The organism is Spirulina major PCC 6313 (assembly GCF_001890765.1).
GTDB lineage: Bacteria > Cyanobacteriota > Cyanobacteriia > Cyanobacteriales > Spirulinaceae > Spirulina > Spirulina major.
The window spans coordinates 341,545-355,923 of record NZ_KV878783.1 but is presented as its reverse complement, the minus strand read 5'-3'; the positions used below and the strand labels follow the sequence as shown (position 1 = coordinate 355,923).

The following is a 14,379-nucleotide window of genomic DNA, read 5'->3' as shown; positions in this document are numbered from 1 at the left end:
CCGTCACTGAAGCTCCAATCTTTCCCCTCAATGTAACGCTTTCGCTCCCGTTCTAGCCCTGCCGTGGTGCTACAAGGCCCCAGCCGCCGTTTGATCCAAAATCCCCGCACTTAGATAGGTGGTCAGGTTCAGAGTTTGGAGGATGGGCTGACTGTCGGCCCCGTGGGGATAGTCAATCACCGTAACCGCGCCATTTCCCTGCTTAATGTCCCAAATATCCTTGGGTTCCAAGCCCAGCAGAGAACAAAGAATTACTTTATTCACCGCATCATGGGCCACCACAAGGACGGTTTTCGGCTCACCGCTGCTGAAGCGGGCGGCGATCGCAGTCCAGGCCGCCACCGCCCGATCCCACACCTGCTGTAAATTTTCCCCTTCCGGCATTTGCACCGTCTCCGGCGCAACCTTCCACTGAGCCAACAACCCCGGATAGGCCGTCTCAATTTCCGTCTCTAACTTCCCTTCCCAAAGACCGTGACCAATTTCGCAGAGTTCCGGGTCCGTTTCGAGGGTGATCTGGGGATGGTGTTGGAGGATGATTTCAGCAGTTTCCTTGGGGCGCAACATCGGGCTGCTGACGGCGTTGTCAATCTGCACCCCTTGCAAATAGGCGGCGGCTTTTCCGGCCTGTTCCCGGCCGCGATCGTTCAAGGGAATATCTTTAATACCTTGGAAACGCCCCTCCCGGTTCCAATCGGTCTCACCATGGCGCACCAACAACATCCGCAGTTGATTATGGGGCGGTCGCGGCGAGGGCAGCACTATCCCCATGTGAGACACCTGATTGAGGGATTCCGCCTGCACCGGATCACCCCAGCCCCCGGTGAAGTTCAAGACATTAATACAACAATTGGACTGCTGCAAGGATTGATAACGGCTGCAATCCATCCCCAACGCACTCATTAACAAACAGCGGTTAATGCCGTTATGGGCGACGATCAGCACCGTTTGACCGTCGTGGTGGGGGAGGAAACTTTGCCAAAATTCTTGGGCTTGGCGGTAGAGCGATCGCACCGGGTAATGAGCCTTGCCGTTGACCTCCATGGAAAATTCAGCCGGCTGCTCATGCCATTGGTGATATTCAGTGGGGAAGCGATCGCGCACCTCGTCCCGCTTCATCCCTTCCCAGAGGGGTAAATCCACTTCGAGCAACTGGGGCGATGCGATCGGTGGATCATCTAATTCAAGGGTTTGGGTGATGATTTGCGCCGTTTGGGCAGCCCGTTTTAAGGGGCTATGGTAAACCGCTGTTAATTGAATGCCTTGCAATGCCGCTGCAACTTTCGCCGCTTCCTGTTGCCCCCGTTCCGTCAAAACAGATTCATCACACCGGCCCTGAATGCGTTTCTGGGCGTTGTAGGTACTTTGCCCATGTCGCACGATGATTACTCGCGTTGTCACGCCGCCTTCTCCTGATTCTTTTGCGATCGTATCCTTCGCTATTTTAGGATCTGGCGTGTCTCTCTGCGGGGTTGAGCGGTAAAAGAATCAATTTTTTTCCAAAAAACAAGCGGAGACTCTGTAAGCGAGTCTCCGCTTTATTGCGCTGATCGTCCTTCGGGGTAGAAGGTGCGATCGCACCAGGCGTTTGAATTAACGTTTAATTAAACAGCCACTGCGCCTTTGGTCTTGGCGCTGAGTTCACCCGATGCGTATTTCTTCGCAAATTCATCCAAGGGGATTTGCTTAATCTTGGTGGCGTTGCCCGCGGCACCAAATTGTTGGTAGCGATCGGAGCACACTTGCTTCATGTACTTGATCGAGGGCTTCATGAAGTGGCGGGGGTCAAAGTTGGACGGATCTTTCATCGCCGCTTCACGAATCGCCGCCGTGATTGCCAAACGGTTATCCGTGTCGATGTTCACTTTGCGCACACCGCTCTTGATTCCCTTTTGGATTTCCTCAACGGGAACACCATAGGTTTCAGGAATCTTACCGCCGTACTGGTTGATCATGTCCAACCATTCTTGGGGAACGGAAGAAGATCCGTGCATCACCAAGTGGGTGTTGGGCAGGCGGTTGTGAATTTCTTCAATGCGGCTAATGGCCAACACTTCGCCCGTCGGTTTGCGGGTGAACTTGTAAGCCCCATGGCTGGTGCCGATCGCCACCGCGAGCGCATCTACTTGGGTTTGCTCCACAAATGCCACGGCCTCATCGGGATCAGTGAGCAACTGATCTTTGCTCAAGGTTCCTTCAAAACCATGACCATCTTCCGCTTCACCGGCTCCAGTTTCCAACGAACCGAGGCAGCCGAGTTCACCTTCAACACTGGCCCCAACGGAGTGAGCCACTTTCACCACTTCAGCGGTGACGCTGGCATTGTATTCAAAGCTGGCGGGGGTTTTCGCATCCGCTTCCAAGGAACCATCCATCATGACACTGGTGAAGCCGTTGCGAATTGCTGAATAGCAAGTGGCTGGGCTGTTGCCATGGTCTTGGTGCATGACCACGGGAATGTGAGGATAGGTTTCGACCGCAGCCAAGACAAGGTGACGCAAGAAGTTTTCACCTGCGTAGGAGCGAGCACCACGGGACGCTTGAAGAATCACCGGGCTGTTGGTTTCATCCGCAGCCTGCATGATCGACAAGATCTGTTCCATGTTGTTGACGTTGTATGCAGGAATGCCATAGCCGTTTTCAGCGGCGTGATCCAACAGTAGCCGCATGGGTACGAGCGCCATAAATCATCCTCCTATCGTTTTCTTTAATGTTGTCAGTCCACGTACCATCATTCGGATGGGTCGCAGTTCAATCGTGATCAGAATCTTAAGTTAGTCTATCAGACTCCTAAGAACTTTTGTTAATTTGAGTTGCGATTCATAGATGTTTATGGGTCGCCTGGGACTCGAACCCAGAACAAATCGGTTAAAAGCCGAGTACTCTACCATTGAGCTAGCGACCCCTGTGCTTGGAATAATTTCTTTATTTGCGCACGGTTCTTTATCGTAGCAAAGGGTTTTTCGTCTGTCAATCCTACCGCCTAAATAAATTTTATGGCGGGGTGACGGGGCGGGGGAAAATGCCACAATTATTAATTATTAGGGAAACGGATGGAGCGCGATCGCTCCCCCCTCATTCGCCAGGGCATCGTCTCGACCGCTAATTTCTGCACCTCTTCATGGTTAAATCCAAGCGCCGCAAAACCAACAAAAAAAACGCCGCCGCCACCGCTCCCCCCCTTACCCCCAAAGAACTAGCCGCCCAAAAACGGCAAGCCAAAGAACACCGCCAAAAATTAATTCAGGTTAATGGGATCTGCATCGCCTTTCTCCTCGTCGTGGGGCTACCCCTGATCCTGATTAACGAAAAAATTGGGCTGGCCCTGGGGGCAGGCGTACCCGTCATGTATTGGTCGTATCAATATCCCCGCAGTGCCCTATGGCTGTTTCTGGTTTATATGCCCTTTAGCGGCACGGTGATTTATCAGGTGGTGGGGGGCAATGCGCTGTTTAACCTGGCCAAAGATGCGTTTTTCATCCCAGCGTTGATTGCCTTGGTTTTGAAATGTAAACGGGAGAAAAAGCCGATTTTCGTGAAATCAGAAATCATGGCCACCCTGGGAATTTTGACCCTCTGTGCTTGCTTGACCTTGATTGCGGTCAACGGCTCGATGCAGTTTATTTTGCCCATGTGTTCGAGTTTGCCCCGACGCGGCCGGGGGATGCTCTGTAAAGAAGGAATTCCCCTCGCCCAGGGGGTTCTAGGCTTGAAAGTCTTGATGGGCTATATCCCTCTGATTTTTTGTGCGTACTATTTTGTCCGCGACAAAAAAGGCCTGTTGTGGCTCTGTCGGGTGCATTTGATTTTGGCGTTGATCTGCTGTGGGCTGGGGGTGTTGCAGTATTTGATGCTGGAAAGTGGTAGCTGTGAGGGGACACGCAATGAGGTGGGGGATGCGTTGTTTAAAGCCAGCGTCGAAGCGAAATGTTTGGTAGGGGGATCGCTGGGCTATAGTCCATCACAGAATTTTATTCGGCTGCCGGGGACGTTTGCCTCGCCGTGGCATTGGTCGTGGTTTTTGATTTCTAATAGTGCCCTGACGTTCACGACGACGTTTTGTGATACCTCGCTGTGGTGGCGGCTGGGGGGGCTAGCGGGGATGGGGTTGGTGTTTGTCAATGCGGTGATTTCGGGGCAGCGGATTGCCTTGGCGTTGGTGCCGGTGGTGACGGTGATTTTGTTGGTGCTGACGGGTCAATTGGCGAATGTGAAGCGGTTTTTACCAATTGGGATTGGCTTGGCGCTGGTGCTGAGTGTGGCGATCGCCTCTAACCCGGAGTTAATCCAAGAACGGATCGACAGTTTCCAAAGCCGTGCCGAAGCCTCACCCCCTCAGGCGTTCATCATGGAGCAGTTCCGCTGGGCCACGGAGGAACAGCGGGGCTTCTTGGGTCGCGGTTTGGGCAAAGCCACCAATTCCACCCGCATCTTTGGCGAAACGGCCCTCGTGGAAACCTTTCACCCGAAATTGCTCTATGAGATGGGGTATCCGGGACTGCTTGCCTTCATTCTGTTCACGGGTAATATTACTTGGGTGACCCATCGAATTACGCGATCGCTCAAAACCCCCAGCGTGCGCAATTTCGCCTCTAGTTTTTGGGTCTTTATTTTGATTATTAGCTTTTTCCCCTATTGGTATCCCCTCGACACTGACCCTGTGGCGGTTTATTACTGGTTTTTTATTGGGGTAATGTTTAACTTACCGAATATTGATGCCCAAGAACAGGAGAAATTAAAAGCAGAGGCACGGGAAGCCGAAGAACTGCTGCGCCAGAACAAAGCAGCCCGCGCTCGCTTACGAAATAATTCGAGTTAGGTCAATCCATCGCCATTACTGGGTGCTAGCCGTCACGAATAAGGTGAGTTCTTCGCGTCCCGTTACATATACAATCATGCCAGGATTGAAGCTGCTACCATCAATACATTGAGCAAACCAATAGCTGCCGCGAAACTTAACCCGACCCTGTTGGCGAGGTGCGATCGCCCGCTCCACAATCGCTTCTCCACACCAATTTTGTAGACGTTGACGTAATGGAGATTGTCCTTGAGTGGTTTGAAAAAGGTTAAACATGGCTGAGTATTGAGCAATGAGAGGAACTGAAACCAATGGCGTTATCTTGTCAGAACCAAAATTGCTCCAATAAGTTCCAAAAGCGCGGAGGAAAAGCAGGAAAATGCGATGATTTTCGTGATTTGAGTCGGCCAGTTTTTAATCTGTCACACTATCCAGGAATAATTTTAAATCCCGAATTACATCCCATCAAGATCATCTTGGACAGGCATTTATTGTTCATAGACCTACATCCCCAGAAGTTAAATGACGATTACCTCTGTTAAACAACGTATTTTTCTCGTCGGCTGTGGGCGATCGGGAACCACGTTATTACAATGCTTAATTGCCGCCCATTCCGATATCTTTTCTGTCCCAGAATCAAAGTTTTTTCAATATCTCATTCCCACCCATGAACCGCGCCGCTTAATGTTTGGTCTCACCTCGCAGCAATTTCATCCTTGGATTACTCAGTTTTGCGAGGATATGGGACATCCGGAATTAGCCTCAAGTTGGTCAAAATATCCCCTTCCCATCGCCTGGCAAGCAGAAAAATTTGTTCATGATCTCGACACGATTACTCGCCAAACTGGACATCATATTTGGCTCGAAAAAAGCCCGAAACATCTCCATTATTTAAAGTATGTTGAACGTTATGTGCCGGATGTAAAAATTATCCATCTGGTGCGCAGTGGGACGGATGTAGTGGCTTCGCTCTATGATGCAGCGCGGAAATATCCGCAAAAGTGGGGCTATGAACACGGTACGATTGAGCAATGTGTGCAGCGGTGGCTGACGGATATTCAGGTGACACAGCAGTATTTAGCCAAGCCGAACCATACGCTGGTGCGGTATGAGTCTTTGGTGGCGAATCCGGAACAGTCGATGCGGGATCTCTGTGACTTTTTAGCGATTCCCTTTGAACCAACGATGCTCGAAGATTACAAGGTGACGGCCAAGCCGCTGATGAAAAACCGCTATGAAAACTGTGAACCAGCGGTGACGGAACAGATTCAAAATGCCAATGCGACGAAGTTTTTTACCCTGTTTTCAGAGGAAGAGCAAGCCTATATTCAGGAAAAACTCGCGGGGGTGGATTTGGAGCATTTAAGCGCGATCGCATCTTAACCCTCATGATGAAATCCTGTCTCATCTTTTTGAGCCAGGGACTGAAGCGGCCTTGTCTGTGCTTGTGATTTTCTGGAGTAACGGCCTGATCTCGGCTTACTCTAGGAGCAAGGGGCTAAAGCCGCCCGGTCTGTTTTTAGTGCTAGAACCCGATGACGATACTGCTTGACCATCCGATTGTCTATGAAAGTTTCGCCCTGATTGATCAAGAGGTGGGGGTGCATGATCTGAGTGCGGCGGAATATGAAATTGTGCGGCGGGTGATTCATAGTACGGCGGATTTTGAGTTTTTGGAGTTGGTGCGGTGGAGTGAAGGGGCGATCGCCTCCGGAATCCAGGCCCTGATCGGGGGGCGGCCCTTGGTGGTGGATGTGACGATGGTACGGCAGGGAATTTTACGTAAAGTGGCGCAAACCTTCCAAAATCCGATTCTGACGGCGTTAGATTTTGCAACGGAAGCGTTACCTGGAAAAACCCGCACCGAAACCGGATTATTACGCTGTTTTGAGCAATATCCCCACGCAATTTATGGGATTGGTAACGCACCAACGGCCTTGTTAGCCCTCTGTGATGCGGTGGCAAAAACGGGACAAATGCCGCCCTTGGTGATTGGTGTGCCGGTGGGGTTTGTCCAGGTGGTGGAAGCGAAACAACGTCTGATCGAGTCGGGGATTCTCTCCATTTACACCCAGGGACGCAAGGGGGGATCACCGGTGGCGGCAGCGATTATTAATGCGTTGCTGACGTTGGCCTGGAATGAGGTCCAAGACTTGCTATAACCAAACTTTAGGCAGAATTAACAAGAGACTATGGCGATTCGGGAAGGGCGTTGGGATTGTCCCACTTGTGGGGTGAAGGGGTTGCTGGGGCGCGATCGCGAATGTGATAATTGTGGCGCACCCCGCCCGGAAGGCATTCGGTTTTATTTACCCGAAAATGCGGCGGTGGTGCAGGCGGCGGAGCAGATTGCGATCGCCAAAGCCGGAGCCGATTGGATTTGTGACTATTGCGGTGCTAGCAACCGCGCCCCAGAACCTGAATGCGTTGAATGTGGTGCGCCCCCAGGGGAACAACGCCAAGCCGTGCAAACCTATCCTCAGCCGCCCACCTCAACGCCTCAAGCGGCCCCCTCAACGCCTCAACTGCCCACGCCATCCCGGCGCGATCGCGCCCAATCCCCACGATCACCCCATCTCCTCGTCCGGTTTCATCGTCGCTTGGGCGTGCTGCGGTGGGCGTTTTGGAGTGGCTTGGTGAGTGTGATCTTGGTGGTGGTGATTGGGCTGCTGCCGATGCAGATCGATGCCACGGTGACCCAAATGAGTTGGCAGCGATCGATCGCAGTCGAACGCCTCACCACCTTTACCGAAACGGGCTGGGATGTGCCAGCCGGGGGACGGGTGCTCAGCCAACAGGAGGCGATTCGGTCCTATGAACAAGTTTTAGAAGGATATGAAACCCGCACCCGCGAGGTTTCCGAAGAGGTGCAGGTGGGGAGTGAGTCCTACACCTGCGGCACGGTGGATTTAGGCAATGGGTATTTTGAAGATGAAATCTGCACTCGTCCGGTCTATGAAACGCGCACCCACACGGAAACCTACGAGGAGCCGATCTATCGTGATGAACCCGTTTATGATACGGAATACACCTACGAGATCGATCGCTGGGTGGTGAATCGCACTCCGACGGTTTCGGGGCTAGATCAAAATCCCCAATGGCCGACCCTGGAGTTAGGCGATCCAGAACGGGAAGGCGATCGCACCGCCACCTATACCATCCTGTTCCAAGGTGACAATGGGCGAGACTATCCCGTGACCTTAGACCTCGATACGTGGTCACAGTTTGAGCCTGGGGATGCCCAGCCGTTAAAGGTGACTCGTTTTGGGGGCGCATCATTGCCGGATGAATAGACCCAACCTCCCGATGCGGCGAGATTTACAGCAACTGCGCATTACCCCGAAGGATTTGGCCCAATGGTCGGGGGTGGTGTTTCCGGCGGGACAGATTGCGGCGGGGGAAGGGAGGCGAGTGCGATCGCTCCTCGGTTCCGTCCTTGCCGCCTTTGGAGTGTTTTTTCTCGCGGAAACGGTGATCCGGCAGCCCCTTTTAGATATTGGCTTGGGGCTATTGCCCTTGGGGGTGGTGGGGGTGCGAATTTTGGGGGAGACTGTGGGTTGGAGTTGGACGGCGGGACAGGTGCAATATTTAGAGCTTGACCCGATGGCGCGGGAGAGTTTGGACGCGCTCACGGCGGAGGTGGAAAATTTTAATACGATGGTGCGATCGCTCCACCTCAACGACCAACTCCAAGCCGTCGGCAATCCCGGTCTCGCACCCCCCACCCGCCAACGTCTCCTTGCTGCCTTAAAACTGCTGCGCCAAGATCTGAGGCAAGCAATCCAAACTGAACGCATTCTGCGCGAAAACCGGGACTTAGTGGATCAACTGGCCCTCAATCCGTCGGAACTCTTCATCCCTGCCCTCACCTCGCTGCAAACCCTCCAACTCGAAGCCCAAGCCACTGATATTGAAGACTATCTCAGCAATGCCGTACAAATTGCCCTTGATGTTCAGACTCAATTAAAAGCCCTGCAACGGAGTGAGAATTGAGGGCATTTACCCCCCATTGGCATAAAACGCAATTTCATATAAATCCCGCACGCCCGTAATCCCTTGACCCACAAACAACGCCATCGCTACGCAATTTAAAATAATATGAGCATTGCGCCACCGTAGGGATTTATCCCGATAAATTTCCTGCACCACCGCCAAGGAAATGATCATCAAAATGGACGCAGCAATCCCGTAATAATAATGAGACCAATACCATTCATTGGTGCGCCGAAATACCCCATCCTGACAACCAATAATAATTAAACCCATGCTGCTTAAAACCGAAAAAGTAACGCGCCAATTGGACGTTTTTGCCCGGTAAAGCAGGATCAATGTGGCAATGGTAAACACAAAAATCAACCCAATAAAGAGGGCTTGAAATGGGCGTTCTGTAATTAAATTTTCAGCAATGAATTGTTTACTAATTAAGGTATAGGCTAATGCCACAAGGGACACGCCAACCACGCCACCGGTCAGCCATTTGCCCATGTCTACGTGTTCTTTCCCGACGGAGGGGGGGAGCTTGCTTTTCTTCGTGTCTTTGATTTGGAGGCGACGCTGACGGGTTTGCCATGCCATGCGGCAGACGATGCCCAACATCGGGAAGACGAATAAAACCGCGATCGCAGGATGAATTAATGTAGCCCAAGCACTTGCAGTCATCGTATATTGAGAGTCTAAAAAATTACAACAATCGAATAGACTCAGGCAGACTAGACAATCCTGAGAATTGCCACCATTTTACTTGAGAAATGGATCGATCAAAGTCCACCAAGCCGATGATTTTTGGTCGTATTCCTCTTCACAGCGTTCGGCGCGATCGCTCGGTAAATATTCATCCTCAACAATGAAGCTAAATTCATCCGGATCGCTGCCATAAATCAAGCACGCCGTATTATAAAATCGCTGGGTACTGAGGGCATGTTCATCCCAATAGGCTAGATCTTCCAGATTTTCCTGTTCCTCCGCCGCTTCCATGTCAAACTGAAACATCCCACTCAACACGCCAAAATCATCTTCGTAGGCATCGAGGAGGGCGATCGCCGCAAAATTATCGGCAGCATCTTCTTCGTTGCCCGTGATCGGTAGCTCATATTGATCGATCAACGCATGGCCTAATTCATGGAAAAACGTGAATGAACTCGCATCAATGACTTCATTCGCGTAGTCTTCTTCCGTTTCAATATTTTCCTCAAAAATCGTGAGATAGTCCGCGATCAGTTCATAACACATGGTGATCGTAATATCTTCGGGATCGTAATAGGCATTCGATTCACCGCAACTGGTAAAAATCACCTCGATATTGTTAGGAAAGGCAAGATTTTCATTTAAATCAGCGACTAAATTATCAAAAAATGCGGTATCTTCGAGCACTGCCTGAATCGCCTGGAATTCTTCATCATCGCTCTCGTCATAGAAAACCGCGATATCGCCCGTATCCTCAATCTGTGCTTGAGCTTCTGGTACTGTCCCACAACTGACAATGCTCAAGAGTGCGATCGCACTACTCAACACACCATAAAACCACCGCCTCCCCGCATGTTCCATCCGTCGCATCATGATCGGTTTATCCTTCTGTGTTGGTGAAAATATTTCGTATTGTGCAATTCTACTGGCAGTGCTCCGGATGATTTAACCAGATCCGCACAGTCCGCTTCTTTCCCTGGGAGTTAACAGCGACGCACCACCAGATCAATCCCTTCGTGGCCAAGCACTTCAACCCGTGCATCAATGGGAATGAGTTCCCCCGTTTTGGATTGGGCTCCCCAGGAAATCGCGTTGAAGCGCACACGACCGGGGCGATCCGGATAAATGGTTTGATACACGATCGCGTAACCCTGCCAACGGTTGATGCGATCGCGAGGAGAAGGTTTCCGTTTGAAATTAAACATAGTTTCAGCGCATCGAGGATGAATAGGGGCAAACATCACCCCAGGGGATGACATAGCCCACAATCGCCCCATCACAGTGGGAAAGCAAACTACGAGAGTATTTCGCAAAACTGAAATTGTCTTAATGTATTGTCTAAACAAACCCGGCAAAATTATGCAAGCAGCCGGATCGCATCCTTGACTCTAACGAGCCATTGAGCGCGGTTTTCAGCAAGTTGGGCAGGATGATCCCCTGCAATCCCTCTGAACCTTAGGAGAACGTCCCCATCTCATCGTTGCGCCCGCTGGGAGCAGCGATTAAGGGGACTGGTGAGGGATGCTCGAAAAATGTTAAGGCGATAGATAACCGGACAGGAGCCAATCGTTGGCGATGGGGGTCAGGGTGGTGCGGTGGAGGGCGATCGCAGCGGTCATCTGTTGGAGTCCTAGTTCCCCCACCGGCGACGGTGCGCCCTGACCGCCAATGATTTTCGGGGCAATGAAGGCCATCACTTTCTGCACGGCTCCGGCTTGAAGGGCTGCGGCGGCTAAGACCCCGCCACACTCCCACAGCACCTGATTCATACCGCGATCGCCCAGGGTTTTCATCACGGCCTCAATCGTGAGGTGAGGCTGTTCGAGAATCTCCACACCGCGATCGCGCAGTTTCGTTTGGAGCACCGGATTCGCCCCTTGGGTTGTGAAAATCACGGTGGGAGCGGGGGTTACCTCCCACAATTGCGCCTCAGCGGGTAGCTCCAAGCTGCGACTGAGGACAATTCGCACCGGATTGCGATCGCTCACCCCATGACTCGTCAACTGCGGATTATCCCGCCGCACCGTATTTCCCCCCACAATCACCCCATCACACAATGCCCGCACCCCATGCACCACCCGCCGCGACTCCGGCCCCGACACCCAGGCACTATGGCCCGTTGTCGTCGCAATCTTGCCATCAAGGGTCATGGCATATTTCAAAATCCCCAGCGGTCGCCCCGTGGTGACGCGCTGAATAAACCCCTCATTCAACGCCAGGCAAGCCCCCTCCTCCACCCCCGTAATCACCTCAATCCCCGCCGCCCGTAGCCGCGCCATCCCGCGACCCGCCACCCGTGGATCGGGGTCAACCATCCCCACCACCACCGTTTTAACCCCTGCCCGAATCAAGGCTTCGGTACAGGGGGGCGTGCGGCCGGTATGGTTGCAGGGTTCAAGATTGACGTAGACCGTGGCCCCCTGGGCAGCCTCTCCCGCTGCCCGGAGGGCGAAAACCTCCGCATGGGGTTCCCCGGCCTTGGGGTGATAGCCTTCCCCTGCGATCGCGCCATCCTTCACCACCACAGACCCCACGAGGGGATTCGGGGCAGTGTATCCTGCGGCTTGGCGTGCCAATTCTAGACAACGCTGCATGAAAAAGGCGTGATCTGCCATGGAGAAGAGTGGGGCTGAACTGATTGACCCGAATCAACGAACATTGAAGCCAAATCACCAGAGACCCAATCGCCCATTGCCCGTGGTGCTCTCCCGGAATCTCTACATTTTCAAGAAAACTGGGGGATCAATGGGTTGCAAGGGTCGCAGGGTTTATTCCTCCGGTTGACGCACCAGCAATACGGGGCAATTGGCATTAACCCGGACATAATCCGACAGGGATGTCCCCAACAAACGATCCAAGTCCGGTAAGGCACGAGCAACGGAGGGGCGGCGATCCGGAGACCCTAAAATCAAGAGATCAATGGACTGATCATCTACGAGCTTACAAAGCTGTGCCCCTGGTTTACCGCCTTCGACAATACACCGATATTTCACCCCCATCCGCTTCAGCTTCGGGAGGGCCTGGGCGATGACTGTATTGCTTTCGATGTCGGCTTTGGTGGTGGGGGCAAAGTTGGGGTCTAGATCCGGGTTGACTCGTGCGACGACTAATTCAACGCCGGGAGCACCATTTGCTAAGAAAAGAGCAAAGTCTAAACTTGCTTGGGACTTTTCGGATTTATCCAGCGCCACCATGATCCGCTTGATTTTGCGCACGTAGATGTCGTCACGGACTAACAACATCGGGCGATTCGCCAGTTGAAAGACGTATTGACTGACCGAGTTTTCAAGAATGGACTCAAGGCGCTTTAAGCCCCGTGACCCCATGATGATCAGGTCAGCATCAATTTCGTCGGCAACTTTACAAACGGTGTCTTTGGGTTCACCTTGCCGCTTTAACGTCGTGACTTGATGGGGGTCAAGGTTGAGGGTTTTCGTAGCGGTTTCTAAGATCTCATCCCCAGCGGCTAGCTTGCTTTCCATGGCTTCGGTGGACACTTGGGGGGGGACGACGTGCAAAATCGTGACGTTTACTCCTTGCATGGCGGGTAAATCTTGCATTGATTGGAAGATTTCTCTTGAATTGCCGATGCCAGAGTCTGCTAATAAAACGTTTTTAATCATTAATTATGTCCTCTACCGTCGTGTTGGGTTGGGGTGCTTCAACACAATCTTTATCCTGTCTATTGTCCTAGGATACGTCTCTTTTTATCTCATTCTCTTAACGTTATTTGACACTCCCCGCGAAGACAGCGACGGGAATTCTTGGTGCATCGACCGGACTTAACCGAGCCGGATTGCCCCAACCCCGCCAGAGGTCTAATCTCCCCAAGCGGATAACTTCCCCTGTGCCCCACGGTAGTTAGTCCCAAGTTAGTCCAAGGCGCAGGAGACAAACCCCCTTCACTATCGACTCAGCCCGATGCCGCTCCCAGACTAACCCGTTCACCTTCAAGTCTTCCGAGGCGACCCAATCGTTAGATTGGATGACGCAGTGGGCAATCCGCCCACTCATTCCGCTGCCTGCTTACCCTTAACTGCTTCTCGGCCTGTCGGTTTTTAGCCTTGTGATCGTTCCTAGACGTTTGCAATCCAAGGTAATCAGCCTAACGCGACTGGCCCAAGGAGGGCGACTAAAGTCGCTCGTGTGAGCAATTCTCATTTTAGAATATATGTACTGAATTAATGACATTCTGAATCTTTCGATCCCAATTCTCTGGACGGCAGAATGAGAGTTTCGGGCGATTAGATTCTCCGAAAACTATTGTTTCAGCGCAGACCATGCCCATAATGAGAATTGCTGCGCTCGTAACTAAACGGACTGAGTAGGATTACAAGTCTGAGGGGATTTAGAGGGGTGGGGCAAAGGTGTGACTTTTGGGGTCATATTTCCAGCCGGTTTCGATTTCGATCGCTTCGTAGAGGGAGAGGCCAGCGGTTTCAGCATGGTGACGAATTTTGGGCATGTTGAGGGGGACGAGTTGACTGAGTTCGTCGAGGCGGATGGCTCCGAAGGGGCGAGAGTCGGGACGATCGCGCTCTGGGGCAGCGGCGAGGGTGGGGCGATCGCGGGGGGCAGGCAGTGGGGTGACAATTTCGGCGGTGACGGAGGCAATGTCGAGGGTTTGGGCTTCTAGGGTTTTGAGGCGTTTGTGGAGGCTGTGGACTTGTTTGGTGAGGGTGGTGACGGTGGTGTTGAGGGTGTCGAGTTGGGGCTGCCAGGGGGCGGCGGTTTCGAGGTCGAGGTAGTGAGCGATCGCTTGTTTGAGCACGTCGCTACGCGATTGGTTATGGGTGCTCGCATAGTGGTCGAGGGCGCTCAGCCAGGCTTCAGGAACGTGGCAGGTGAGGGGAAACTCTTGGGGCATGGTGGGCAGGGAGAGGCACAATAAATCGGGC

The 14,379-nt window shown here is 52.5% G+C and carries 14 protein-coding genes and 1 tRNA gene; 5 read left to right on the top strand and 10 right to left on the bottom strand.

The genetic code is table 11. The features are described 5' to 3' along the window. Nucleotides 1-69: 69 nt before the first annotated feature. The 3 genes from SPI6313_RS01765 to SPI6313_RS01755 form a co-directional block, all read right to left on the bottom strand. A complete protein-coding gene (locus SPI6313_RS01765; protein WP_072619449.1) occupies nucleotides 70-1,401 on the bottom strand; it encodes a histidine phosphatase family protein in 1,332 nt (443 codons plus the stop codon). A 203-nt stretch (nucleotides 1,402-1,604) separates the two neighbouring features. Continuing rightward, nucleotides 1,605-2,684 (bottom strand): class II fructose-bisphosphate aldolase, encoded by a 1,080-nt coding sequence (gene fba, locus SPI6313_RS01760; protein WP_072619448.1) that lies wholly within the window; start codon nucleotides 2,682-2,684, stop codon nucleotides 1,605-1,607. Nucleotides 2,685-2,833: 149 nt separating this feature from the next. Next, nucleotides 2,834-2,905: transfer RNA gene (locus tag SPI6313_RS01755), tRNA-Lys, on the bottom strand. Nucleotides 2,906-3,121: 216 nt separating this feature from the next. Here SPI6313_RS01755 and hpsL point away from each other — a divergent pair. Next, nucleotides 3,122-4,819: a hormogonium polysaccharide biosynthesis protein HpsL gene (gene hpsL, locus SPI6313_RS01750; RefSeq protein ID WP_072619447.1), complete on the top strand. Its 1,698-nt coding sequence runs from the start codon at nucleotides 3,122-3,124 to the stop codon at nucleotides 4,817-4,819. Between the two features lie 15 nt (nucleotides 4,820-4,834). On the opposite strand, the gene SPI6313_RS01745 is transcribed toward hpsL, so the two are convergent. Beyond that, nucleotides 4,835-5,074 (bottom strand): NfeD family protein, encoded by a 240-nt coding sequence (locus SPI6313_RS01745; RefSeq protein ID WP_084668842.1) that lies wholly within the window; start codon nucleotides 5,072-5,074, stop codon nucleotides 4,835-4,837. Nucleotides 5,075-5,320: 246 nt separating this feature from the next. On the opposite strand from SPI6313_RS01745, the gene SPI6313_RS01740 reads away from it, so the two are divergent. The 4 genes from SPI6313_RS01740 (at nucleotide 5,321) to SPI6313_RS01725 (ending at nucleotide 8,791) form a co-directional block, all read left to right on the top strand. Continuing rightward, nucleotides 5,321-6,181 carry a sulfotransferase family protein gene (locus SPI6313_RS01740; protein WP_072619446.1) on the top strand — a complete coding sequence of 287 codons (861 nt, stop codon included), beginning with the start codon at nucleotides 5,321-5,323 and terminating at the stop codon, nucleotides 6,179-6,181. A gap of 152 nt (nucleotides 6,182-6,333) precedes the next feature. After that, nucleotides 6,334-6,960: a precorrin-8X methylmutase gene (locus SPI6313_RS01735; RefSeq protein WP_072619445.1), complete on the top strand. Its 627-nt coding sequence runs from the start codon at nucleotides 6,334-6,336 to the stop codon at nucleotides 6,958-6,960. Nucleotides 6,961-6,990: 30 nt separating this feature from the next. Further along, nucleotides 6,991-8,091, top strand: coding sequence for a zinc finger protein (locus SPI6313_RS01730; protein WP_072619444.1), 1,101 nt, complete (start codon nucleotides 6,991-6,993; stop codon nucleotides 8,089-8,091). Beyond that, entirely contained in the window at nucleotides 8,084-8,791 is a 708-nt protein-coding gene (locus SPI6313_RS01725; RefSeq protein WP_139276440.1) for a hypothetical protein, read from the top strand. Before SPI6313_RS01730 ends, SPI6313_RS01725 begins: the two co-directional genes overlap by 8 nt. Before the next feature lie 6 nt (nucleotides 8,792-8,797). Here the strand turns inward: SPI6313_RS01725 and SPI6313_RS01720 are convergent, their stop codons facing one another. From SPI6313_RS01720 to SPI6313_RS01695, 6 genes are all read right to left on the bottom strand, one after another. After that, nucleotides 8,798-9,457, bottom strand: coding sequence for a DUF4079 domain-containing protein (locus tag SPI6313_RS01720; RefSeq protein ID WP_072619442.1), 660 nt, complete (start codon nucleotides 9,455-9,457; stop codon nucleotides 8,798-8,800). Between the two features lie 78 nt (nucleotides 9,458-9,535). Further along, nucleotides 9,536-10,354, bottom strand: coding sequence for a DUF4344 domain-containing metallopeptidase (locus tag SPI6313_RS01715; RefSeq protein WP_139276438.1), 819 nt, complete (start codon nucleotides 10,352-10,354; stop codon nucleotides 9,536-9,538). A 110-nt stretch (nucleotides 10,355-10,464) separates the two neighbouring features. Continuing rightward, nucleotides 10,465-10,686 carry an NfeD family protein gene (locus SPI6313_RS01710; RefSeq protein WP_072619440.1) on the bottom strand — a complete coding sequence of 74 codons (222 nt, stop codon included), beginning with the start codon at nucleotides 10,684-10,686 and terminating at the stop codon, nucleotides 10,465-10,467. A 330-nt stretch (nucleotides 10,687-11,016) separates the two neighbouring features. Further along, a complete protein-coding gene (gene ribD / locus SPI6313_RS01705) occupies nucleotides 11,017-12,096 on the bottom strand; it encodes a bifunctional diaminohydroxyphosphoribosylaminopyrimidine deaminase/5-amino-6-(5-phosphoribosylamino)uracil reductase RibD (RefSeq protein ID WP_072619439.1) in 1,080 nt (359 codons plus the stop codon). Nucleotides 12,097-12,249: 153 nt separating this feature from the next. After that, entirely contained in the window at nucleotides 12,250-13,104 is an 855-nt protein-coding gene (locus tag SPI6313_RS01700) for a universal stress protein (protein ID WP_072619438.1), read from the bottom strand. A gap of 725 nt (nucleotides 13,105-13,829) precedes the next feature. Continuing rightward, on the bottom strand, nucleotides 13,830-14,348 hold the full coding sequence (locus tag SPI6313_RS01695; RefSeq protein WP_217650465.1) for a ribbon-helix-helix domain-containing protein: 519 nt from the start codon (nucleotides 14,346-14,348) through the stop codon (nucleotides 13,830-13,832). Nucleotides 14,349-14,379: the final 31 nt, after the last annotated feature.

What these genes read in the sequence shown, in the direction of transcription:
- fba (WP_072619448.1), bottom strand. Translation starts at nt 2,684, where the DNA reads ATGGCGCTCGTACCCATGCGGCTACTGTTGGATCACGCCGCTGAAAAC.
- hpsL (WP_072619447.1), top strand. Translation starts at nt 3,122, where the DNA reads ATGGTTAAATCCAAGCGCCGCAAAACCAACAAAAAAAACGCCGCCGCC.
- SPI6313_RS01745 (WP_084668842.1), bottom strand. Translation starts at nt 5,074, where the DNA reads ATGTTTAACCTTTTTCAAACCACTCAAGGACAATCTCCATTACGTCAA.
- SPI6313_RS01740 (WP_072619446.1), top strand. Translation starts at nt 5,321, where the DNA reads ATGACGATTACCTCTGTTAAACAACGTATTTTTCTCGTCGGCTGTGGG.
- SPI6313_RS01735 (WP_072619445.1), top strand. Translation starts at nt 6,334, where the DNA reads ATGACGATACTGCTTGACCATCCGATTGTCTATGAAAGTTTCGCCCTG.
- SPI6313_RS01730 (WP_072619444.1), top strand. Translation starts at nt 6,991, where the DNA reads ATGGCGATTCGGGAAGGGCGTTGGGATTGTCCCACTTGTGGGGTGAAG.
- SPI6313_RS01725 (WP_139276440.1), top strand. Translation starts at nt 8,084, where the DNA reads ATGAATAGACCCAACCTCCCGATGCGGCGAGATTTACAGCAACTGCGC.
- SPI6313_RS01720 (WP_072619442.1), bottom strand. Translation starts at nt 9,457, where the DNA reads ATGACTGCAAGTGCTTGGGCTACATTAATTCATCCTGCGATCGCGGTT.
- SPI6313_RS01715 (WP_139276438.1), bottom strand. Translation starts at nt 10,354, where the DNA reads ATGATGCGACGGATGGAACATGCGGGGAGGCGGTGGTTTTATGGTGTG.
- SPI6313_RS01710 (WP_072619440.1), bottom strand. Translation starts at nt 10,686, where the DNA reads ATGTTTAATTTCAAACGGAAACCTTCTCCTCGCGATCGCATCAACCGT.
- ribD (WP_072619439.1), bottom strand. Translation starts at nt 12,096, where the DNA reads ATGGCAGATCACGCCTTTTTCATGCAGCGTTGTCTAGAATTGGCACGC.
- SPI6313_RS01700 (WP_072619438.1), bottom strand. Translation starts at nt 13,104, where the DNA reads ATGATTAAAAACGTTTTATTAGCAGACTCTGGCATCGGCAATTCAAGA.
- SPI6313_RS01695 (WP_217650465.1), bottom strand. Translation starts at nt 14,348, where the DNA reads ATGCCCCAAGAGTTTCCCCTCACCTGCCACGTTCCTGAAGCCTGGCTG.